This window comes from Streptomyces sp. NPDC045021 (genome assembly GCF_056432645.1).
The window spans coordinates 255,173-276,283 of sequence record NZ_JBWKIQ010000008.1 but is presented as its reverse complement, the minus strand read 5'-3'; the positions used below and the strand labels follow the sequence as shown (position 1 = coordinate 276,283).

Genomic DNA, 21,111 nt, shown 5'->3' with positions numbered 1-21,111 from the left:
ATAGACTTCCAAGGTCCTCCCCTTGCCGCTACCTAGGAGTCCCCATGGCCATCGACCTCAAAGGCCGTCATTTCCTCAAGGAGCTGGATTTCAGCCCCGAGGAGTTCCACCACCTGGTGGAGCTGGCGGCCGAGCTGAAGGCGGCCAAGCGGGCGGGCACCGAGGTTCGGCGGCTGGTCGGGAAGAACATCGCGCTGGTCTTCGAGAAGACCTCGACCAGGACCCGCTGCTCGTTCGAGGTCGCGGCCGCCGACCAGGGGGCGAGCACCACATACCTCGACCCCTCCGGCTCGCAGATAGGGCACAAGGAGTCCGCCAAGGACACAGCGCGGGTGCTCGGGCGGATGTTCGACGGCATTGAGTACCGGGGCGCCGGACAGGTGATCGTCGAAGAGCTCGCGCAGTACGCGGGCGTGCCGGTCTGGAACGGTCTCACCGACGAGTGGCACCCGACCCAGATGCTCGCCGATGTGCTCACGATGTCCGAGCACACCGACAAGCCGGTGGGCGAGACCGCCTACGCCTACCTCGGCGACGCCCGCTACAACATGGGGAACTCGCTGCTCGTCACCGGCGCGCTGCTCGGCATGGACGTACGGATCGTCGCGCCCCGGCAGCTGTGGCCGCACGAATCGGTGGTCGCCGAGGCCCGCCGGCTCGCGGAGAGCACCGGCGCGCGCCTCACGCTCACCGAGGACGTGGCCGAGGGCGTGCGCGGTGTGGACTACATCCACACCGACGTCTGGGTGTCGATGGGGGAGCCCAAGGAGGTGTGGGACGAGCGGATCGCCCTGCTCGGCCCGTATGCGGTGACCATGGACGTGCTGCGCGCCAGTGGCAACGCCGACGTGAAGTTCCTGCACTGCCTGCCGGCCTTCCACGACCTCGGGACGAAGATCGGCCAGGAGATCTACGAGCGGCACGGTCTGACGTCGCTCGAGGTCACCGACGAGGTCTTCGAGTCCGCGCACTCCGTCGTGTTCGACCAGGCGGAGAACCGGATGCACACCATCAAGGCGATCCTGGTGGCCACGCTGGCCTGATATCTCGCACTCGTGACGGCGGTCACAGATGAGTGATAACTTCGCTCTGCGGGCGTCCGCACCCCCTCCCCCCGCCATGGAGGACGTGCCATGAGTCCCTATCCGAGCTCAGCGAGCCCCACCGGCCAGTGGAAACACCTGCGGGTGGAGCGCGCCGGTGGTGTCGTCACCGTCACCCTCGACCGCCCCGACAAGCTGAACGCCCTGACCTTCGGCTCCTACGCCGACCTGCGCGATCTGCTCGCCGAGCTGGCACACGACGGGGAGACCCGGGTGTTGGTGCTGGCCGGCGCCGGCCGCGGCTTCTGCTCCGGCGGCGACGTGGACGAGATCATCGGCGCCACCCTCGCCATGGGCGCGGGCGAGCTGCTGGGCTTCAACCGCATGACGGGCCAGGTCGTGCGGGCGATCCGCGAAGCGCCGTTCCCCGTCATCGCCGCCGTGCACGGCATCGCCGCGGGCGCGGGCGCCGTGCTCGCCCTGGCCGCCGACTTCAGGATCGTCGAGCCCAACGCCCGGTTCGCGTTCCTCTTCACCCGGGTCGGGCTCGCGGGGGCCGACATGGGAGCGGCATACCTCCTGCCCCGCATGGTCGGGCTCGGTCACGCCACCCGGCTGCTGATGCTCGGCGAGACCGTCGACGCGGCCGAGGCCGAGCGCATCGGCCTCGTCAGCCAGACCGCGGCCGACGGACAGGCCGACGCCGTGGCCGCCGCGCTCGCCGAGCGGCTCGCCGCCGGCCCCTCGCTGGCCTACCAGCAGACCAAGGCGCTGCTCACCGCCGAACTCGACATGCCACTGGCGGCCGCCGTCGAGATGGACGCCGCCGCGCAGGCGCTGCTCATGACCAGCGCCGACTATGCCGAATTCCACGCCGCGTTCACCGCGAAGCGCCCGCCCCGCTGGGAGGGGCGCTAGCCATGCGGATCGCGGTCATCGGCGGCGGACCGGGCGGGCTGTACGCGGCCGCCCTGCTCAAGCGCCTCGACCCCGCGCGCGACATCACCGTCTGGGAACGCGGCGCCCCCGACGACACCTTCGGCTTCGGCGTCGTCCTGTCCGACGAGACCCTCGGCGGCATCGAGCACGCGGACCCGGTCGTCTTCCGCGCCCTGCAGGCGGAGTTCACCCGCTGGGACGACATCGACGTGCACTACCGCGGCGAGGTCGTCACCTCCGGCGGGCACGGCTTCGCCGCCCTCGACCGGCGCCGGCTGCTGACGATCCTGCACCAGCGGTGCCGCGATCTCGGCGTCGGGCTGCAGCTGCGCGAGACCGCTCCCGCCGCCGCGGAACTGGCCGCGAGCCACGACCTCGTCATCGCCGCGGACGGCGCCAACAGCACGACCCGCGCCGCGCACGCCGATGTCTTCCGGCCGCGGCTGACCGGCCACCGCTGCCGCTACATCTGGCTCGGCAGCGACCTCCCCCTGAACGCCTTCCGCTTCGAGATCGCCGAGACCGAGTACGGCGTCATGCAGGCGCACGCGTACCCGTACCGCGACGGCGCCAGCACGTTCATCGTCGAGATGCGGGAGGACGTGTGGCTGCGCGCGGGGTTCGACCGGCTCGACGAGGCGGAGTCGATCGCCCGCTGCGAGAAGCTCTTCGCCCGCTCCCTGGACGGCCACGCGCTGCACGGCAACCGCTCACGCTGGGGCGCGTTCACGACCGTCGTCAACGAGCGGTGGTGGCACGGGCGGACCGTACTGCTCGGCGACGCGGCCCACACCGCGCACTTCTCCATCGGCTCCGGCACCAAGCTCGCCATGGAGGACGCTCTCGCGCTCGCCGCCTGCCTGCAGGAGCAGCCGGACGTGCCGGCCGCGCTGACCGCGTACGAAACCGAGCGCAGGCCCGTCGTCGAGAGCACCCAGCGCGCCGCCCGCGCCAGCCTCGAATGGTTCGAGCAGGTCGCGCAGTACACCGGCCAGCCGCCGCTGCAGTTCGCCTTCAACCTGCTCACCCGCAGCCGCCGCGTCACCCACGACAATCTGCGGCTGCGCGACCAGGGCTTCACGGACGCCGTGGAACGGGACTTCGGCACCGAGCCTGCCACCCCGCCGATGTTCACCCCCTTCCGGCTCGGCGGACTCACCCTGCGCAACCGGGTCGTCGTCTCGCCGATGGACATGTACTCGGCCGTGGACGGCACGCCCGGCGACTTCCACCTTGTCCACCTCGGGGCGCGGGCCCTCGGCGGCGCCGGCCTCGTCATGACCGAGATGGTGTGCGTCAGCCCGCACGGCCGCATCACACCCGGCTGCACCGGCCTGTACACCGACGAGCACGAGACGGCCTGGCGGCGTGTCACCGACTTCGCCCACGCGCAGTCCTCCGCCGCGATCGGACTCCAACTCGGCCACAGCGGGCGCAAAGGCTCCACCCGCCTCATGTGGGAGGGCATGGACCAACCGCTCCCGGACGGAAACTGGCCGCTCGTCGCCCCCTCCCCGCTCTCCTACCGGCCGGGCGTCAACCAGGTGCCGCGCGAGCTCGACGACGCCGGTCTCGCCGAAATCCGCGAACAGTTCACCGCGGCCGCCACGCGCGGCGCCCGCGCGGGCTTCGACCTGCTCGAACTGCACTGCGCCCACGGCTATCTGCTCTCGTCCTTCCTCTCCCCGCTCACCAACCACCGCACCGACGCCTACGGCGGCGACCTCGAAGGGCGGCTCCGCTACCCGCTGGAGGTCTTCGACGCGGTCCGGGCCGTCTGGCCGCGGGACCGTCCGATGACCGTCCGTATCTCCGCCACCGACTGGGCGCCGGGCGGCACCACCGAGGACGATGCCGTGGCCATCGCCCGCGCCTTCACCGCCCACGGGGCCGACGCCATCGACGTCTCCACCGGCCAGGTCGTCGCCGACGAGCGCCCCCGGTACGGGCGCTCGTACCAGACGCCGTACGCCGACCGCATCCGCAACGAGCTCGGCGTACCCGTCATCACCGTCGGCGCCATCTCCTCCTGGGACGACGTGAACTCCCTCCTGCTGGCCGGCCGCACCGACCTCTGCGCGCTGGCCCGCCCCCACCTGTACGACCCGAACTGGACCCTGCACGCCGCCGCCGAGCAGAACTACAGCGGCCCCGCCGCCGACTGGCCGCAGCCTTACGCGGCGGGCAGCCGCCGCCCGCCGAGCGGCCGCACGGACGCCCCGAAGCCCCGGCTGACGCTCTGAGGCGTCGCATGCCCTGCTCGCAGTGCGGTCGGTCCCACGGCGCCGGGTCCGTACGGGTGGACTCGCCGGGCGGTGTACGCCGGACAAAGGTCTGATACCGGGAAAAGTGTGATCTTGGGCTCGGAAGGTCCCCACACTCCTGGAAGAGACATCCCACCATGCGTCGTGCTCCCGCTCGCCGACTCGCCACCGCCGTGCTCGTCCTGTCCACCCTGATTCCGCTCAACCTGGCCTCGGCCCCGGCCCAGGCCGCCCCGCCGACGGCCGCGGTCACCCTCACCGACCCGTCCGCCGACGACTGCCCGCCCCATGGCCTGGATCCCGCGCTCGTGGCCCGCCTCAACAAGGCGATCGAGGACACCCGCAAGGAAACCGGCGTCCCCGGCGTGACCGTCGGTCTGTGGATGCCCGGCCGTGGCACCTACATCCGGTCGACGGGGGTGGCCGACAAGGCGACCGGCGCGCCGATGAGGCCCGACCTCAACATGCGGATCGGCAGCGAGACCAAGACGTTCACCGCCACCGCCGTTCTGGAGCTGGTCGACAAGGGGCTGGTCGGGCTGGACAAGCCGATCTCCACCTACATTCACGGCGTGCCCGACGGCGAACACATCACGGTCCGCCAGATGCTGGAGATGCGCAGCGGCCTGTTCTCGTACAGCGCCGACCCGGACTTCGTCCAGGCCCTGCTCAGCGACCCGACCCGCCCGTTCACCCCGCAGGAACTGCTGGACTACGCCTTCCGCCACCCGAACGTCTTCGCCCCGGGTACGGAGTTCCAGTACTCCAACACCAACTACATTCTGCTCGGCCTGCTCGTGGAGAAGTTCGGCAAGATGCCGCTCGCCGACTTCATCCACCAGCGGGTCACCGGGCCGGCCCACCTGAACCACACGCTGTTCCCGAAGGGCGCCGAGTTCCCGTTGCCGCACGCGCACGGGTACACGGATCAGACGCTGACCGGTGAGATCGCCGACACGACGGACTGGAACCCGAGCTGGGGCTGGGCGGCCGGCGCGATGATCTCCGACCTGCACGATCTGCACCACTGGGCCAAAGTGGTCGCCACCGGCACGCTGCTCTCCCCGGCCACCCAGGCGCAGCGGGAGAAGTTCATTCCCGTACCCGGATTCGACGGGGCGGGTTACGGTCTGGGCCTCTTCAACACCCATGGCTGGATCGGGCACAACGGCTCGCTGCCGGGCTACGAGAGCGTGACGATGTACCTGCCCAAGCAGGACGCCACCATGGTGATCCTGCTCAACACGGACATCCTGCACGACGGCTTCGAGCCGAGCACTCTCTTCGCGAAGGCGATCACCTCCATCATCACCCCGAAGAACGTCTACGAGCTCCCGGCCGAGGGCTGACCGCGGCGCAGCGTGACCGAGCGCGGTACCCGGCCGTTCTGGCCGGGTACCGCGCTCACTCTGCGTCCCGGAGCCGAATCGCCTCCGTCACTCGGTCACGGTGTCGCCATGACGGTGCGCCACCCGCCACTCGCCGCCCTCGCGGCGGTACACCTGCGTGGCCCGCAAGGTGTAGGTGCGCGGCTGTCCGTCGACGTACGTGGAGGTGTGCTCCAGGCCGGCCGTGTAGGCCATGTCGCCGAGAACGTCGTACGCCTGCAGCTCGAACGCGTACGACGTGCAGTCGGAGAAACTGTTCCCGAGCGAGGTGAAGAGCTCGTCGAGTTCCCGCAGGCCATTGGCGTTCCGCCACGCCCCGAGGACGCTGACGGGCTCATTGCGTGACCAGAGCGCCCGGCGGGGACCCGCATCGCCGTTGTGCAGCGCAAGCTCCGCCTCGTAGAGGGCGGTCTTGACCCACGCCAGAAATTCGCCGCGGTCGCTCATGCCTTCATCATGCACCCGTCGATCGGGGTGGCACCGTCAACATGAGCGCTGCGCGCAGCGTGGCGCAGCTCCATCCGGCCTGCCCTGGCGCCGGGGATCAGGCCGGTATCCAGTGCGGCCACCACGGCGGGACGTTGTTCGCCGGGCAGAGCCCGGGGTTGGGTACCCCGGCGACCGCTCCGAACCACGCGAAGTCGGCCCAGACGAGTACCGCGAGCGCCGTGAACAGCAACAACGGCGGCACGGTCAGCCGGACGGCCAGGTGCGAGGAGAGGGTGATCCGCACCGCCAGGGCGAAGGTGCCGAGCGCGGTCGCGACGGCCGCGATCAGGATCGCCGGGGTGTGGACGAACAGCCGCAGGAGGTCGGGCCCCGGGCCCGTCCCCGCATGGCACGAGACCGGCGCCAGCAGGACCAGATAGGCGGCGAGGCAGCCCGCGAGCGCTCCGTAGCTTCCCGCGAGCGCCCAGGCCGCCATGCGGTGGCGGGAGCCGAAGGGCGTGAACCTGCCGGGTGGTGCCTGTGTCCGCATGGGGCGGGAGACGGTCCGCGGCACCCGGTGGTTCCACGACCCGCTCAGGAGAGCCCCGGAACCGTGTGGACGAAGAGGGCGCCCGCGTCGTGGAGGCGTTTGTGGAGGGCGGTGAAGACCTGGGAGGCGCGGGCGCCGGGCCAGTTGGGTGGGAGGAGGGTGGTGGGGAGGCCGGGGTCGGCGTAGGGGAGTTGGCGCCAGGAGTCGAGGGCGCGGAGGTAGTCGGGGAAAGCGTCGCGCGGGGGGACGTCCGACCGCTGTGACCAGCGGTCGAGGACCGGCTCGTGGGCGTCGAGGAAGGTGCGGTGGAGGGCGGCGATGGCGTCGAGGTCCCACCAGCGGCGGACGGCGGTGGCGGTCGGTTCGAAACCGAGGTGCGTGCCGCGGAAGAGATCGACGTAGGAGTCGAGTTCGAGGCGGCGCAGGGTGTGCCGGGCCTCCTCCTGGACGTGGGCCGGGGCTATCCATACGCCGGGCGCGGCCGAACCGAAGCCGAGCCGGGACAGCCGGGAGCGCAGCAGATGCCGCTTGTGCCGTTCGGTCTCGGGGACGGAGAAGACGGCGAGCACCCAGGCGCCGTCGTCGGCGGCCGGGCCGGGGCCGCCGTAGATGCGGCGGTCGCCGTCGGCGAGGAGCTGGCGGGCGTCGTCGGACAGGGCGTACGCGGCGGCGCCGCCGACCCGGTCCGGGACCAGCAGCTCGCGCCGCTTGAGCCGGGAGACGGCCGAGCGGACCGACTGCGGGTCGATGTCCACCGCGCCCATCAGCCGGATGAGGGCGGCGACCGGCACACGGCCGTTCAGTTCGGCGCGCCCGTAGGCGCCGAAGAACGTCACGATCAGCGAACTGGGGGTGTGCTCGGTCACGTGATCACTCTAGGCCGGGCCCCGCCCGCCGGGCGGACGGTGCCATCCGTCAGCCACCGTCCAGGTCGCGCAGCCGGAAGCGCTGCAGCTTCCCGGTGGGCGTGCGGGGCAGGGCGTCCAGGAAGACGATGTCGCGCGGGCACTTGTAGGGCACGATCACGCCCTTGGTGAAGTCGCGCAGGGTACGCACCGTCGCCGCGCCGCGCGGTACGCCGTCGCGCAGGACGACGAAGGCCCGGACGATCTGGCCGCGCTCCTCGTCGGGGACGCCGATCACGGCGGCCTCGCTGACGTCGGGGTGGCGCAGCAGTGCCTCCTCGACCTCGGGGCTCGCGATGTTGTAGCCCGCCGAGATGATCATGTCGTCGGCGCGGGCGACGTAGCGGAAGTAGCCGTCCGGCTCCCGGACGTAGGTGTCGCCGGTGAGGTTCCAACCGCCCTGTACGTAGACGGTCTGGCGCTCGTCGGCGAGATAGCGGCAGCCGGTCGGGCCGCGCACCGCCAGCAGGCCGGGCTCGCCGTCGGGGACCGGCTCCCCGGCGGCGTCGACGATCCGGGCGCGGTAGCCGGGCACCGGCACGCCCGTGGTGCCGGGGCGGATGGCGTCGTCGGCGGCCGAGATGAAGATGTGCAGCAGCTCGGTGGCGCCGATGCCGTTGATGATGCGCAGACCGGTGCGGTCGTACCAGGCCTGCCAGGTCGCGGCGGGCAGGTTCTCGCCCGCGGACACGCAGCGCCGCAGCGACGCGACGTCGTAGGTGTGGGACCCGGCATCGGTTCGGTCATTCAGGTGACCGAGCATCGCCCGGTACGCCGTCGGCGCGGTGAAGAGCACGCTGACCCGGTGCGGGGCGACGGCCGCCAGCAACTGCTCCGGTCCGGCCTGCTCCAGCAGCACGCTGGACGCCCCGACCCGCATCGGGAAGATCACCAGTCCGCCGAGGCCGAAGGTGAAGCCGAGCGGCGGGCTGCCCGCGAAGACGTCGTCGGCGCGGGGGCGCAGCACCTGGGCGGAGAACGTGTCTGCGATGGCCAGGACATCGCGGTGGAAGTGCATACAGCCCTTGGGGCGGCCGGTGGTCCCCGAGGTGAAGGCGATGAGCGCGACATCGTCGGACGAAGTGGCGACGTCGGTGAAGCGGTCGGGTTTGGCGGCGGCCAGCCGCAGCAGGTCCTCGGGTGTCTCGCCGCCGTACGTGGCGATCCGCAGGTCCGGGATCTCGGCCTTGGCCAGGTCGTCCACCGACCGCAGGTCGCAGAGCGCGTGCCGGACGGCCGCGATGTCGCAGATCGTCGCGAGCTCCCCGGAGCGCTGCGCGGCCAGCACGGTCACGGCCACCGCACCCGCCTTGAGCACCGCGAACCAGCAGGCCACCAGCCACGGCGTGGTCGGCCCGCGCAGCAGCACCCGGTTTCCGGGCCGCACGCCCAGGTCGTCGGCCAGGACGTGCGCGATACGGCCGGCGGCGGCGTCCAGATCGCCGTAGGACCAGACCTCCCCGCCGGGGGTGCGCAGGCAGGGGGCGCCGGGGCTGCCGCCGGCCAGCAGTTCGGCCGCGCAGTTGAGCCGGTCCGGGTAGTGCAGGGCGGGCAGCTCGAAGACGAGTTCCGGCCACTGGTCGCGCGGCGGGAGATGGTCGCGCGCGAAGGTGTCCACGTGGGCGGATGGCAGCAGGTCCATGGGCGGTACCGCCTTCGTTGGCACCTGAGAGCGGACGAATTCAGCGTAACGTGTTGCTGACGACAGTCAACGGTACGCGATACCGCTTGGAGGAGCCGGATGTCCTCGTTCGCTCTCGACCCGGAACAGCTGAAGTGGTGCGCACAGGTCCGCTCCCTCGCGGCGAGCCGGCTGCGGCCGCTGGCGGAGGCGGGCGAACCCGGCCGGGTCAACCGCCCGTTGCTCGCGGAGCTGGGCGAACTCGGCCTGCTGGAGCGGGCCTTCCCGCCCGGCGGCCGGGTGTCGGCGATGGACCTGTGCCTGCTGCGGGAGTCGCTGGCCCGCGAGTGCACCGAGGCCGAGACCGCGCTCGCCCTGCAGGGGCTGGGCGCGCACCCGGTGCTGCGCAACGCGGAGCTGGCCGCGCGCTGGATCCCGGAGGTCACGGCGGGCCGGGCCGTCGCGGCCTTCGCGCTGACGGAGCCGGCCGCCGGTTCGGATGCGGCGGCGCTGGAGCTGGCCGCCGAGCCGGACGGTCCGGGATGGCGGCTGACCGGCGAGAAGTGCTGGATCTCCAACGCTCCGCAGGCCGACTTCTACACCGTCTTCGCCCGCACCACGCCCGGCGCGGGGTCGCGCGGGGTGACGGCGTTCCTCGTCCCCGCCGACCGCCCGGGGCTCTCCGGTGAGCACCTGGACATGCTCTCCCCGCACCCCATCGGACGGCTCGTCTTCGACGGCGTCCCGGTCGGCCCCGGCGATCTGCTCGGCGAGCCGGGCCGGGGCTTCCGCGTCGCCATGGACACCCTCAATCTCTTCCGGCCCAGCGTCGGAGCGTTCGCCGTCGGTATGGCGCAGGCCGCGCTCGACGCCGCCGTCGAGCACGCGGGTGGGCGCACGGCCTTCGGCGGACCGCTGAAGGATCTGCAGGCCGTGTCCCACGCGCTCGCCGAGACGGCGACCCGCACCGAGGCCGCGCGGCTGCTCGTCTACGCCGCCGCGGAGGCGTACGACAGCGGGGCGCCCGACATCGCCAAGCGGTCGGCGATGGCGAAGCTGTACGCGACCGAGACGGCGCAGTTCGCCGTGGACCGCGCTGTCCAGATCCATGGCGCCCGCGCCCTGGAACGCGGCCATCTGCTCGAACACCTCTACCGTGAAGTGCGGGCGCCGCGTATCTACGAGGGTGCCACCGAGGTCCAGCGCACCATTATCGCGAAGGAGCTCTACCGATGAGCCTGCGGCGCATCAACCCGGGCGAGCTGTCGCCGCCCACCGGCTTCAGCCACGCCGTCACCGCGACCGGCCGCACGCTGGTCTTCCTGGCCGGCCAGACCGCCCTCGACCAGGCGGGCAAGATCGTCGGCGACACGCTGCCCGCCCAGTTCGAGCTGGCGCTCAGCAATCTCCTGGCGGCGCTGACCGCAGCGGGCGGCGGCCCCGCCGACCTCGCCCGGATCACCGTCCACACCACCGATGTCGCCGCCTACCGGGAGAACGCCGCCGAACTCGGGCGCCTGTGGCGGTCGTTGGCGGGCCGCGACTACCCGGCGATGGCGGTCGTCGGGGTGGTCCGGCTGTGGGACGAGGAGGCGTTGGTGGAACTCGACGGGATCGCCGTCCTGGCGTAGCGCGGAGGCCGTGCGCGGACGTGGTGCCTTGGCAGCACGTAAGCCATGTGACATATTACTGCACGTGCCCACGAGACACTCGCTGGACGTCGTCATTGTCGGGGCCGGGGTGGTCGGCGCGGCCTGCGCCTACTACGCCTCCCGGTCCGGACTCTCCGTCGCCGTGGTCGACCGCGGCTCCGTCGCGGGCGGCACCACGGGCGCCGGTGAAGGCAATCTGCTGGTCTCCGACAAGGAGCCCGGCCCTGAACTCGACCTCGCGCTGCTGTCCACCAGGCTCTGGCGCGAGCTCGCCGACGAACTCCCACCGGAGATCGAGTTCGAGTCCAAGGGCGGCCTCGTCGTAGCGTCCGACGAGGCCCGCCTGGGCGCTCTGAGCACGTTCGCGGCCAAGCAGGCCGCAGCCGGCGTCACCGTGGCCGCGGTTCCGGCGGACCGGCTGCACGAGTTCGAACCGCATCTGGCGCCCGGCCTCGCCGGCGCCTTCCACTACCCGCAGGACGCACAGGTCCAACCCGCCCTGGCCGCCGCCCATCTGCTGCGCGCCGCCCGGCGCGAGGGAGCGCTGCTGCGCCTCGGCGAGGAGGTCACCGCGGTCCTGACCGGCCCCGACGGCGCGGTCCGCGGCGTACGCACCGACCGCGGTGAGCTCTCCGCGCCCGCGGTGGTCAACGCGGTCGGCACCTGGGGCGGCGAACTCGCCGCGCTGGCCGGGGTGGACCTGCCGGTCATGCCCCGGCGCGGCTTCGTCCTCGTCACCGAACCGCTGCCCCGGCTCGTCCGGCACAAGGTCTACGCCGCCGACTACGTCGCCGATGTGGCCAGCGGCTCCGCCGCCCTGCAGACCTCGCCCGTGGTCGAGGGCACCCCCTCGGGGCCGGTGCTCATCGGCGCCAGCCGGGAGCGGGTGGGCTTCGACCGCACGCTGCGGGTCGAGGTGCTGCGCCGGCTCGCGGCCGGGGCCGCCGGCCTCTTCCCGGTACTGGCCGGCGTCCGGGTGATGCGCGCCTACCACGGCTTCCGCCCCTATCTGCCGGACCATCTGCCCGCGATCGGGCCCGACCCGCGCGCCCCCGGCCTCTTCCACGCCTGCGGCCACGAGGGCGCCGGCATCGGTCTCGCCCCCGCGACCGGGCTGCTGCTCGCCGCCGCGATCCGGGGTGAGCGGCCCGCCCTCGACCTGGCACCGTTCCGCCCCGACCGCTTTCCTGGCGCGGACCCGATTCCCGGCGCGGAATCGAGAGGACCTGCGGAATCGAGAGGACCTGCGAACCCGAGAGGACATCACGATGGCGCGTAACCCCGTCGAGCTGGTCGGGGCCACCCCCGAGCCGTCGTTCGAGATCACCATGGACGGCCGCGCGGTGTCCGCGCTGCCGGGCCAGAGCATCGCCGCGGCCCTCTGGTCGGCGGGCATCCTCGCCTGGCGCACCACCCGGGTGAACGGCCGCCCGCGCGGCGCCTTCTGCGGTATCGGTTCCTGCTTCGACTGCCTCGCCACCGTCAACGGCGCCCCCAACCAGCGGGCCTGCCTGGTCCCGGCCCGTCCGGGCGATCTCGTCACCACCCAGGAGGGCCACGGCCGTGCCGACCTCGCCGTCTGAGCCCCTCTCCGTGCCCTCGACGTACGATCTGGCGGTCGTGGGCGCCGGTCCCGCCGGGCTCGCCGCCGCGGTGACCGCGGCCGACCTCGGCCTGAGCGTCGTCGTCCTCGACGCGGCGGCCGCCCCCGGCGGCCAGTACTACCGCCATCCCGCGCCCGGACTCGGCGCCGCGCGCCCCGAGGCGCTGCACCACGGCTGGGCCGCCTTCGCCGCGCTGGTGGAACGGCTCGACCGGCACACCGGGACCGGCCGGGTCCGGCACCTCACCAACCACCATGTGTGGACCGTGGAACGCGCAGGTCGGACGGAGTGGACGGCGCACGCCGTCACCGGTCCCGACGGGTCGGAGCAGGGCCGGGCTGCTGTGACGTCACGCGCGTTGCTGCTGGCCACCGGCTCCTACGAGCGCCAGCTGCCGTTCCCCGGCTGGACGCTGCCCGGGGTGGTCGGCGCGGGCGGCGCGCAGGCGATGCTCAAGTCCGGTCTGGTGCTGCCCGGACGGCGGATCGTGGTCGCGGGCAGCGGCCCGCTGCTGCTGGCGGTCGCCGGCTCGCTGGCCGCCGCGGGCGCGAAGGTGCCCGCCGTCGTCGAGGCGGCGGGTTACGCCGCGTACGCGAGGAGCCCCCGGGCCCTGGCCACCAACCCCGGCAAGCTGCTCGAAGGCGCGGTCCACGGCGCCGCCCTGCTGCGGCACGGCCTGCGCCCGCTGACCCGCAGCGCGGTGACCGAGGCCCACGGCGCCGACCGGGTGGAGGCCGTCACCGTCTCGCGGCTCACCCGCGACTGGCGTCCAGTGCCGGGCACCGGCCGGCGGATCGCCTGCGACGCGCTCGCGGTGGGCCACGGCTTGGTGCCGCAGCTGGAACTGGCCACCGGACTCGGCTGCGCCACCCGCCGCACGCCCGACGGCACCCACGCCCTCGAACTCGACGACCGCCAGCGCTCCTCGGTCCCCGGGGTCTGGGCGGCCGGCGAGGCCGGGGGAGTGGGCGGCGCCCAACTCGCCCTCGCCGAAGGGGAACTGGCGGCCCTCGCCATCGCGGCGGAACTGCGCTCCGCGGTACGCCCCGACGCCCGCCGGGCGGTCGCGCTGCGCCGCACCCGGTCCCGGCTGCGGGCCTTCGCCGACGTCATGGCGGCCGCCCACCGGCCGGGCACCGGCTGGCCGGGCTGGCTGCGCGACGACACCGACGTCTGCCGTTGCGAGGAGGTCTCCGCCGGGGAGGTCCGCGCGGCGGTCGACGATCTCGGTGCCCACGACGTCCGCACGGTCAAGCTGTTCACCCGCGCCGGGATGGGCTGGTGCCAGGGCCGGATGTGCGGCCCGGCGGTCGCATGCCTGGCGGGCGCCGGCTCATCCGGAGATGCTGGTCCCGACCGCCGTCCGCTCTCCTGCCCCGTTCCACTGGCCGCCCTGTCCGAATCGGCCGGTCCGTACGGACCAGCCGTCCGGTCCGAACCGGCCGGCCCGTCCGTGACCACGGAAGAACCGTAGGACTCCGTCCGCGAGCCCCTTGTGGTCTTCGCATATCGCACAGTAAAATGTCACATCTCACTAGAGGGAGATCCACCGTGACCACGAACACCCCGCCTCGCGACCAGCCCTGGCACGGCATCATGGTCGCCACCGCCCTCCCGTTCCACGCCGACCTGCGCGTGAACCACGACGGTTACGCCGAGCACATCGCCTGGCTCATCGAATCCGGCTGCGACGGTGTCGTTCCCAACGGTTCCCTGGGCGAGTACCAGACCCTCACCGACGAGGAGCGGGCCCGTGTCGTCCGCACCGCCGTCGAGGCGGCCGGTGACGGGGACCGCGTCATGCCCGGTGTCGCCGCCTACGGCAGCGCCGAGGCGCGCCGCTGGGCCGAACAGGCCGGTGAGGCCGGCGCCGGCTCCGTCCTGCTGCTGCCGCCCAACGCCTACCGCGCCGACGAGCGGGCGGTGCGCGCGCACTACGCCGAGGTGGCCAGGGCCGGGCTGCCGGTCGTCGCCTACAACAACCCGTACGACACCAAGGTGGACCTCACGCCGCAGCTGCTCGCCGAGCTCTACAACGAGGGCAGCATCGTCGCGGTGAAGGAGTTCAGCGGCGATGTCCGCCGGGCCTACGAGATCGCCGAGCTCGCCCCCGGCCTCGACCTGCTGGTCGGCGCCGACGACGTCCTGCTCGAACTCGGCATCGCGGGCGCCGTCGGCTGGATCGCGGGGTACCCCAACGCGTTCCCCGAGGCCTGCGCCACCCTGTACCGGGCGGCCGTCACCGGCGACCTCGACACCGCCGTGCCGCTCTACCGCGCGCTGCACCCGCTACTGCGCTGGGACTCCAAGCCCGAGTTCGTCCAGGCCATCAAGGTGTCCATGGACCTGGTGGGCCGGCCCGGCGGCCCGGTCCGTCCGCCGCGCTCCCCGCTTCCGGCCGACATCGAGACCGTCGTCCGCGCCGCGACCGAGAAGGCGATGGCCGAAGGACTCGGCTGACTCACCCGAACATCGACAATTCCAGCTGAGAACACCCGCACATCCATCGGCCGCCGCTCCGCGCGGGCGGCGGCCCGGCCCGCCCGAAGCAGACCTCTCCAGGAGGACCCCTTGCGCAGCCGGAACATCTACCACGCCGTCGACTCCCACACCGAAGGCATGCCGACCCGCGTCATCACCGGCGGCGTGGGTGTCATCCCCGGCGCCACCATGGCCGAGCGCCGGCTGTACTTCATGGAGCACCACGACCGGGTGCGGACGCTGCTGATGTACGAGCCGCGGGGGCACTCGTCCATGAGCGGCGCGATCCTGCAGCCGCCGACGCGGCCCGACGCGGACTACGGCGTGCTGTACATCGAGGTCTCCGGCTATCTCCCGATGTGCGGCCACGGCACCATCGGCGTCGCCACCGTCCTCGTCGAGACCGGGATGGTGCCGGTCGTCGAACCCGTCACCACCGTCCGGCTGGACACCCCGGCCGGGCTCGTCACCGTCGATGTCCAGGTCGAGGACGGGCAGGCCACCGCCGTCACCCTGCGGAACGTCCCGGCGTTCTCCGCCGGCCTGGACCTCAAGGTGGACGTGCCCGGCCACGGGACGCTCACCTACGACCTCGCCTACGGGGGCAACTTCTACGCGATGCTGCCGCTGGCCGACCTCGGGCTGCCCTTCGACCGGGAGCGCAAGAACGACATCCTCGCCGCCGGGCTGGCCGTCATGGAGGCCATCAACGCGGCGGACCGGCCGGTGCACCCCGAGGACCCGGACATCAACGGCGTCAAGCACGTCCAGCTCATCGCCCCCGGCTCCGACGCGCGGCTGTCCCGGCACGCCATGGCCATCCACCCCGGCTGGTTCGACCGCTCGCCGTGCGGCACCGGCACCTCGGCGCGCATGGCGCAGCTGCACGCGCGCGGTGAACTCCCGCTGCACACCGACTTCGTCAACGAGTCCTTCATCGGCACGTCCTTCACCGGCCGGCTCGTCGAGGAGACCACCGTCGGCGGGCTGCCCGCCGTGGTGCCCACCGTCACCGGCCGCGCCTGGATCACCGGCACGGCCCAGTACTTCCTCGACCCGTCCGACCCCTTCCCCGGCGGGTTCCTGCTGTGATCACCCGGGGCGGGTACGGTCAGGTCGGAGGGCTCACCGAGCCGCGGTGAAGCCCTTTGACGACCCTTCGGGAACGGGACCGCCGCTGTGACGCTGCTACACCTCGACGCCGCCGCCATCACCCGGCTCGTCGGGCCCGCCGACGCGGCGGACGCCGTCGAAGCGGCCCTCCGCGACGGGCTGGACCCGGAGACCGGGCCGCCGCGCACCGGCGTCCCGGTACCGGCGGGCGAGCTGCTGCTCATGCCCGCCACCACCGACGACTTCACCGGGGTGAAGATCGCCGGAGTGGCACCGGGCAATCCGGCGCGCGGTCTGCCCCGGATCACCGGAAGCTATCTCCTCCTCGACGGCCGGACCCTGCAGCCCCTCGCGCTGCTCGACGGGCCCGCGCTCACCTCGCTGCGCACCCCGGCGGTGTCCGCCGTCGCCATCCGCCACCTGGCCGTGCCCGACGCCTCGCACCTCGTACTGTTCGGCGCCGGACCGCAGGCGTACGGGCACCTGGCGGCGGCGCTCGCGGTACGGCCCCTGAAGCGGGTCACCGTGGTCGCCCGCCGGCCCGAACCGGGCGAGGCACTGGCGGCCCACGCCCGCAGGCTCGGCCTGGACGCCGTCGTCGGCAGCCCCGACGCGGTGACCAAGGCCGACCTGGTGATCTGCTGCACCACGGCCCGCACCCCGCTGTTCGACGGCAGCACCGTCGCCGCGCACACGACCGTGGTCGCCGTCGGCTCGCACGAGCCGACGGCCCGCGAGACCGACACCGCGCTGGTGACCCGGGCCACCGTCGTCGTCGAGGCGCGTATCGCCGCGCTGCGCGAGGCGGGGGACGTCCTGGTCCCGATTGCGGAGGGCGCCTACCGGCCGGAGGACCTCGCGGGCACCCTCGCCGACCTCGTCGCCGGCCGGGTGCGCCCCGAACCGGGCCGCCCCCGATTCTTCAAGGGCACCGGTATGGCGTGGCAGGACCTCGCGGTAGCTGCTGAGATTTTCCGGACCGCGAAAGCAACGTGACATTGTACGCTGGACCTCCGCGCGATGACGGAGGAACAGCGATGGGTGACCTGAAACAGCGCAACCTGATCACGGCGCAGGAGCGGCTGCGCGACCAGGTGGGCCACGCCCTGCGCGCCGCGCTCATCGCCGGTGAACTGCGCCCCGGCGTCGTCTACTCGGCGCCCGCCCTCGCCGCGGACTTCGGCATCTCCGCCACCCCGGTCCGCGAGGCCATGCTCGACCTGGCCCGCGAGGGACTGGTCGAACCGGTGCGCAACAAGGGCTTCCGGGTCACCGAGATGAACGAGCGCGACCTCGACCAGTACACCGAGATCCGCGCCCTCATCGAGGTGCCCACCGTCGGCCGGGTCACCCGCACCGCCACCCCGGAACAGCTGGAGGAACTGCGGCCGGCCGCCGAGGAGATCGTCGCCGCCGCCCGGGCGCACGACCTCATCGCGTACCTGGAGGCCGACCGCCGCTTCCACCTCACCCTGCTCGGCCTGGCCGGGAACGAGCGGCTGGTCGAGTCCGTGGGCGATCTCCGCAAGCGCTCGCGGCTGTACGGGCTGACGCGGCTGGACGAGCGCGGCGAGCTGGTCTCGTCGGCCGAGGAGCATGTCGAGCTGCTCGACCTGATGATTTCGGGTGATGCGGAGGCGGCTGAGGAGTGCATGGCCCGGCACCTCGGGCATGTCCGGTCGCTGTGGGCGGTGGGCAAGGAGGAACCGGCTCCGGCGAAGCCCGAGCCGGTCCTCAAGCGCAAGCTCGGCAAAGCCTAGACCGGTTGCCCTGCGGGGCTTATCCCCTCCCCGCCCCTTCCCGAAGTCCTCAAACGCCGGACAGGCTGAAATCAGCCTGTCCGGCGTTTGAGGACTGCCTATGCAAGCAGTTCGCCCATCCACGCTTCGATCCCGGCCACATCGCGCGGCAGCGCACCCGACATCAGCCGGGCGCCGTCGGACGTGATCACCAGGTCGTCCTCGATCCGGATGCCGATGCCGCGCAGTTCGAGCGGCAGCGTCTCGTCGTCGGGCTGGAGGTACAGGCCCGGTTCGACGGTCAGGACATGGCCCTCCTCCAGCACCCCGTCGAGATAGGTCTCGGCGCGGGCCTGGGCGCAGTCGTGGACGTCGAGGCCGAGCATGTGGCCGCTGCTGCACAGCGTGTAGCGGCGGTAGAGGCCGCTGTCCTCGGCGAGCGCCTCGTCGGCGGAGATCCGCAGCACGCCCCAGTCGGCGAGCCCTTCGGCGATGACGCGCATCCCGGCCAGGTGGAAGTCCCGGAAGCTGGCGCCGGGTTTGAGCGCCGCGATGCCGGCGTCCTGCGCGGCCAGCACCAGCTCGTACAGCTGCCGTTGGACGGGGGAGAAGATGCCGGACAGCGGCAGGGTGCGGGTGATGTCGGCGGTGTAGAGGGTGTCGGCCTCCACGCCCGCGTCGAGCAGCAGCAGTTCGGTGGGGTCCAGCGGGCCGTCGTTGCGTATCCAGTGCAGCACGCAGGCGTGCGCGCCGGAGGCGGCGATGGTGTCGTACCCGGTGCCGTTGCCCTCGGCGCGGGCGCGCAGGTTGAACGCGCCCTCGATCCAGCGCTCGCCGCGCGCGTGCCGCAGGGCGCGCGGCAGGGACCGTACGGCGTCCTCGAAGCCGGTGACCGTGTGGTCCACGGCGAGTTGCAGCTGTCCGACCTCCCACGCGTCCTTCACCAGCCGCAACTCGGAGAGCGCGGTGGCCAGTTCCGCGTCGGTGGCGGCGTCGCGGCCCGGCGGCAGCGCGCCGAACCCGTCCAGGTGCTCGCACCGGATGCCGGTCATCCGCTCGGCCTCCGCGAGGTCGGGGCGGCGCCCGACCCAGAACTCCCCGTAACGGCGGTCGCGGTAGAACCCGGGCTCGGTCCGTGGTGAGCGCGGCCGCAGATAGAGCACGGCCTCGTGCCCGGACGGGCCGGACGGTTCGAGGACGAGGACGTTGCCGGGCTGGTCCTCGCCGGTCAGGCCGGTGAGCCAGGCGTAGGCGCTGTGCGGGCGGAAGCGGTGGTCGTCGTCGTTGGAGCGGACCTTGAGCTGCCCCGCGGGGACGACGAGCCGTTCGCCGGGGAAGCGGGCGGAGAGCCGGTCGCGGCGGGCCGGGGTGAGGTGCGCGGCGGGCACGCGGGCGTCGTCGGGCAGCGGGGTGGCCGCCCAGCCGGCGCCCATGAAGGCGTCCAGCGCCGGCGAGGTGGGCAGATCATGACTTCCCGTATGCAGTCGGGCGGGGGTTCCGTTCATCGATGAGCTCCTTCGGACACGGGTCGGTAACGGCGACGCACACATCTTGTCAGTGCAATTTCACATTACTATGTTACGGGTCACATCTTAGAGCGCGGTTCTTCGCAGCGGAGTGACTCATATGACCAAGCGCACCCAACTCGCCCTGTCCACGGCCCTCGTGGCGTCCCTCGCCCTCGGTATCGCGGGCTGTTCCGGCGACACGAAGAGCAGCCAGGGCGGCAAGGGGAAGAACCCGGCGGCGGCCAACGACGGACAGGTCGTCGGCGGCACCCCGGTCAAGGGCGGCACCCTCACCGTCCTGTCCAACCAGGACTTCTCGCACCTGGATCCGGCCCGCAACTGGACGATGCCGAACATGGACATGGGGATCCGGCTGCTCTACCGGACCCTGACCACCTTCAAGAGCGAGCCCGGCAAGACCGGCAGCGAGATCGTCCCCGACCTGGCCACCGACCTCGGCACGTCGAGCGAGGGCGGCAAGGTATGGAAGTTCACCCTCAAGAAGGGCCTGAAGTACGAGGACGGCACGCCGATCACCGCCAAGGACGTCAAGTACAACGTCGAGCGGTCGTTCTCTCCCGACCTCACCGGCGGCCCCGACTACGCCGCGCAGTACCTGGCCGACACCAAGGGCTACGAGGGCCCCCTGACGGGCAAGCACCTCAGCTCCATCGAGACCCCCGACGACCTCACCATCGTCTTCAAACTCAAGCGCCCGGTCGCCGAGTTCGCCTCCACGGCCACATTGCCCACCTTCTCGCCCGTCCCGCAGGCTCAGGAGAAGGGCGCGTCGTACGACGCCCGGCCGTTCTCCTCCGGCCCGTACAAGATCGACAGCTACGACCGGGGCAAGAAGCTGGTCCTGGTCCGCAACACGAACTGGGACGCCGCCACCGACACCGTCCGCAAGGCGTACCCGGATCGCTTCGTCTTCGTCCAGGGGCTCAAGGGCGGCCAGGTCGACGACCGTGTCATCGCCAGTGCCGGCGGCGACGCCTCCACGGTCGAGTGGTCCAACATGCGGCCGGAGAGCGCGCCCAAGGTGCTGCCCAAGGCCGACATCAAGAGCCGGCTGATCGCCGAGTCCAACGGCTGCACCGTGATGCTGCAACTCAACACCAGCAGAGCCCCGTTCAACGACCCGAAGGTCCGCGAGGCCATGCAGTACGCGGTCGACAAGTCGTCATTGCTCACCGCGTCCGGCGGCCCCGCGCTCAACGACATCGCCACCGCCTATCTGCCGCCGGCCCTCACCGGTTCCCACCAGGCCGACACTCTGAAGATCGCGCCGGGCGGCGATGTCGCCAAGGCGAAGGAACTGCTCAAGGCGGCCGGCAAGGCCGGCGGCTTCGGAGCTACCTTCACCGTCTCGACCGGCGACAAGACCAGGGCCGAGGCGATCCAGCAGGGCCTGTCCCGGGTCGGCGTCTCCGTCACCATCAACACCGTCGACCCGTCCGCCTACTACGAGTCGATCGGCGACCTGAAGAGCGCGCCCGACATGGTGATGGCCGGCTGGTGCCCCGACTACCCGTCGGGTTCCACGTTCCTGCCCTTCGTCTTCGACGGCCGCACGATCAAGGACAAGGGCAACCAGGGCAACTACTCCCAATTCCGCGACGACGCGGTGATGAAGCGGATGGACGAGATCGCCGCGATGCCCGACGCGGCCAAGGCCAACCAGGCCTGGATCGACCTCGACGCGCAGATCATGGCCAAGTCCCCGGCCGTTCCGCTGATGCTGGAACGCAAGCCGCTGCTGGTCGGCACCAACATCGCGGGAGCCTTCGGCCACCCGGTGTGGTCGGGCCAACTCGACTACGCGGCCATCGGCCTCAAGGACCCGTCCAAGAGCCAGGGCTGAGGGGCGTACGG

At 72.2% G+C, this 21,111-nt stretch carries 19 protein-coding genes; 14 read left to right on the top strand and 5 right to left on the bottom strand.

Annotated elements, in window-relative coordinates:
• Nucleotides 1–44: 44 nt before the first annotated feature.
• The 4 genes from argF to AC07DC_RS24695 all read left to right on the top strand — a co-directional run bounded on the left by argF (nt 45) and on the right by AC07DC_RS24695 (nt 5,595).
• Nucleotides 45–1,043, top strand: coding sequence for an ornithine carbamoyltransferase (argF, locus tag AC07DC_RS24710; RefSeq protein WP_478916646.1), 999 nt, complete (start codon nt 45–47; stop codon nt 1,041–1,043).
• Between the two features lie 90 nt (nt 1,044–1,133).
• Nucleotides 1,134–1,961, top strand: coding sequence for an enoyl-CoA hydratase family protein (locus AC07DC_RS24705; protein WP_478916645.1), 828 nt, complete (start codon nt 1,134–1,136; stop codon nt 1,959–1,961).
• A 2-nt stretch (nt 1,962–1,963) separates the two neighbouring features.
• Nucleotides 1,964–4,225: a bifunctional salicylyl-CoA 5-hydroxylase/oxidoreductase gene (locus AC07DC_RS24700; RefSeq protein WP_478916644.1), complete on the top strand. Its 2,262-nt coding sequence runs from the start codon at nt 1,964–1,966 to the stop codon at nt 4,223–4,225.
• Nucleotides 4,226–4,383: 158 nt separating this feature from the next.
• Nucleotides 4,384–5,595, top strand: coding sequence for a serine hydrolase domain-containing protein (locus tag AC07DC_RS24695; RefSeq protein ID WP_478916643.1), 1,212 nt, complete (start codon nt 4,384–4,386; stop codon nt 5,593–5,595).
• A gap of 87 nt (nt 5,596–5,682) precedes the next feature.
• Here the strand turns inward: AC07DC_RS24695 and AC07DC_RS24690 are convergent, their stop codons facing one another.
• The 4 genes from AC07DC_RS24690 to AC07DC_RS24675 all read right to left on the bottom strand — a co-directional run bounded on the left by AC07DC_RS24690 (nt 5,683) and on the right by AC07DC_RS24675 (nt 9,160).
• Nucleotides 5,683–6,081, bottom strand: a complete 399-nt coding sequence (locus AC07DC_RS24690) for a nuclear transport factor 2 family protein (protein WP_478916642.1) — start codon at nt 6,079–6,081, stop codon at nt 5,683–5,685.
• A 97-nt stretch (nt 6,082–6,178) separates the two neighbouring features.
• Nucleotides 6,179–6,613, bottom strand: a complete 435-nt coding sequence (locus AC07DC_RS24685) for a hypothetical protein (RefSeq protein ID WP_478916641.1) — start codon at nt 6,611–6,613, stop codon at nt 6,179–6,181.
• 44 nt (nt 6,614–6,657) lie between these two features.
• Nucleotides 6,658–7,479, bottom strand: a complete 822-nt coding sequence (locus AC07DC_RS24680) for a PaaX family transcriptional regulator (RefSeq protein ID WP_478916640.1) — start codon at nt 7,477–7,479, stop codon at nt 6,658–6,660.
• A gap of 49 nt (nt 7,480–7,528) precedes the next feature.
• The gene (locus tag AC07DC_RS24675; RefSeq protein WP_478916639.1) at nt 7,529–9,160 is read right to left on the bottom strand and encodes an AMP-binding protein; all 1,632 of its coding nucleotides are present in this window, start codon (nt 9,158–9,160) and stop codon (nt 7,529–7,531) included.
• 99 nt (nt 9,161–9,259) lie between these two features.
• On the opposite strand from AC07DC_RS24675, the gene AC07DC_RS24670 reads away from it, so the two are divergent.
• The 9 genes from AC07DC_RS24670 to AC07DC_RS24630 all read left to right on the top strand — a co-directional run bounded on the left by AC07DC_RS24670 (nt 9,260) and on the right by AC07DC_RS24630 (nt 17,749).
• Nucleotides 9,260–10,375, top strand: coding sequence for an acyl-CoA dehydrogenase family protein (locus AC07DC_RS24670; protein WP_478916638.1), 1,116 nt, complete (start codon nt 9,260–9,262; stop codon nt 10,373–10,375).
• Entirely contained in the window at nt 10,372–10,770 is a 399-nt protein-coding gene (locus AC07DC_RS24665) for a RidA family protein (protein WP_478916637.1), read from the top strand. Before AC07DC_RS24670 ends, AC07DC_RS24665 begins: the two co-directional genes overlap by 4 nt.
• A 64-nt stretch (nt 10,771–10,834) precedes the next feature.
• On the top strand, nt 10,835–12,070 hold the full coding sequence (locus AC07DC_RS24660) for an NAD(P)/FAD-dependent oxidoreductase (RefSeq protein WP_478916636.1): 1,236 nt from the start codon (nt 10,835–10,837) through the stop codon (nt 12,068–12,070).
• Nucleotides 12,060–12,374: a (2Fe-2S)-binding protein gene (locus tag AC07DC_RS24655; protein ID WP_478916635.1), complete on the top strand. Its 315-nt coding sequence runs from the start codon at nt 12,060–12,062 to the stop codon at nt 12,372–12,374. Before AC07DC_RS24660 ends, AC07DC_RS24655 begins: the two co-directional genes overlap by 11 nt.
• Nucleotides 12,375–12,384: 10 nt before the next feature.
• Nucleotides 12,385–13,869: an FAD/NAD(P)-dependent oxidoreductase gene (locus AC07DC_RS24650; protein WP_478916634.1), complete on the top strand. Its 1,485-nt coding sequence runs from the start codon at nt 12,385–12,387 to the stop codon at nt 13,867–13,869.
• A gap of 47 nt (nt 13,870–13,916) precedes the next feature.
• A complete protein-coding gene (locus tag AC07DC_RS24645; RefSeq protein WP_478916633.1) occupies nt 13,917–14,855 on the top strand; it encodes a dihydrodipicolinate synthase family protein in 939 nt (312 codons plus the stop codon).
• Between the two features lie 111 nt (nt 14,856–14,966).
• Complete coding sequence (locus tag AC07DC_RS24640) at nt 14,967–15,968, top strand: proline racemase family protein (protein WP_478916632.1); 1,002 nt, start codon at nt 14,967–14,969, stop codon at nt 15,966–15,968.
• A gap of 87 nt (nt 15,969–16,055) precedes the next feature.
• Nucleotides 16,056–16,985 carry an ornithine cyclodeaminase family protein gene (locus tag AC07DC_RS24635; protein WP_478916631.1) on the top strand — a complete coding sequence of 310 codons (930 nt, stop codon included), beginning with the start codon at nt 16,056–16,058 and terminating at the stop codon, nt 16,983–16,985.
• Between the two features lie 41 nt (nt 16,986–17,026).
• Nucleotides 17,027–17,749, top strand: a complete 723-nt coding sequence (locus AC07DC_RS24630; RefSeq protein WP_478916630.1) for a GntR family transcriptional regulator — start codon at nt 17,027–17,029, stop codon at nt 17,747–17,749.
• A gap of 98 nt (nt 17,750–17,847) precedes the next feature.
• Here the strand turns inward: AC07DC_RS24630 and AC07DC_RS24625 are convergent, their stop codons facing one another.
• The gene (locus tag AC07DC_RS24625; protein ID WP_478916629.1) at nt 17,848–19,233 is read right to left on the bottom strand and encodes an aminopeptidase P family protein; all 1,386 of its coding nucleotides are present in this window, start codon (nt 19,231–19,233) and stop codon (nt 17,848–17,850) included.
• Nucleotides 19,234–19,354: 121 nt separating this feature from the next.
• On the opposite strand from AC07DC_RS24625, the gene AC07DC_RS24620 reads away from it, so the two are divergent.
• Nucleotides 19,355–21,100 (top strand): ABC transporter substrate-binding protein, encoded by a 1,746-nt coding sequence (locus AC07DC_RS24620; RefSeq protein WP_478916628.1) that lies wholly within the window; start codon nt 19,355–19,357, stop codon nt 21,098–21,100.
• The last annotated feature ends 11 nt before the right edge of the window (nt 21,101–21,111 follow it).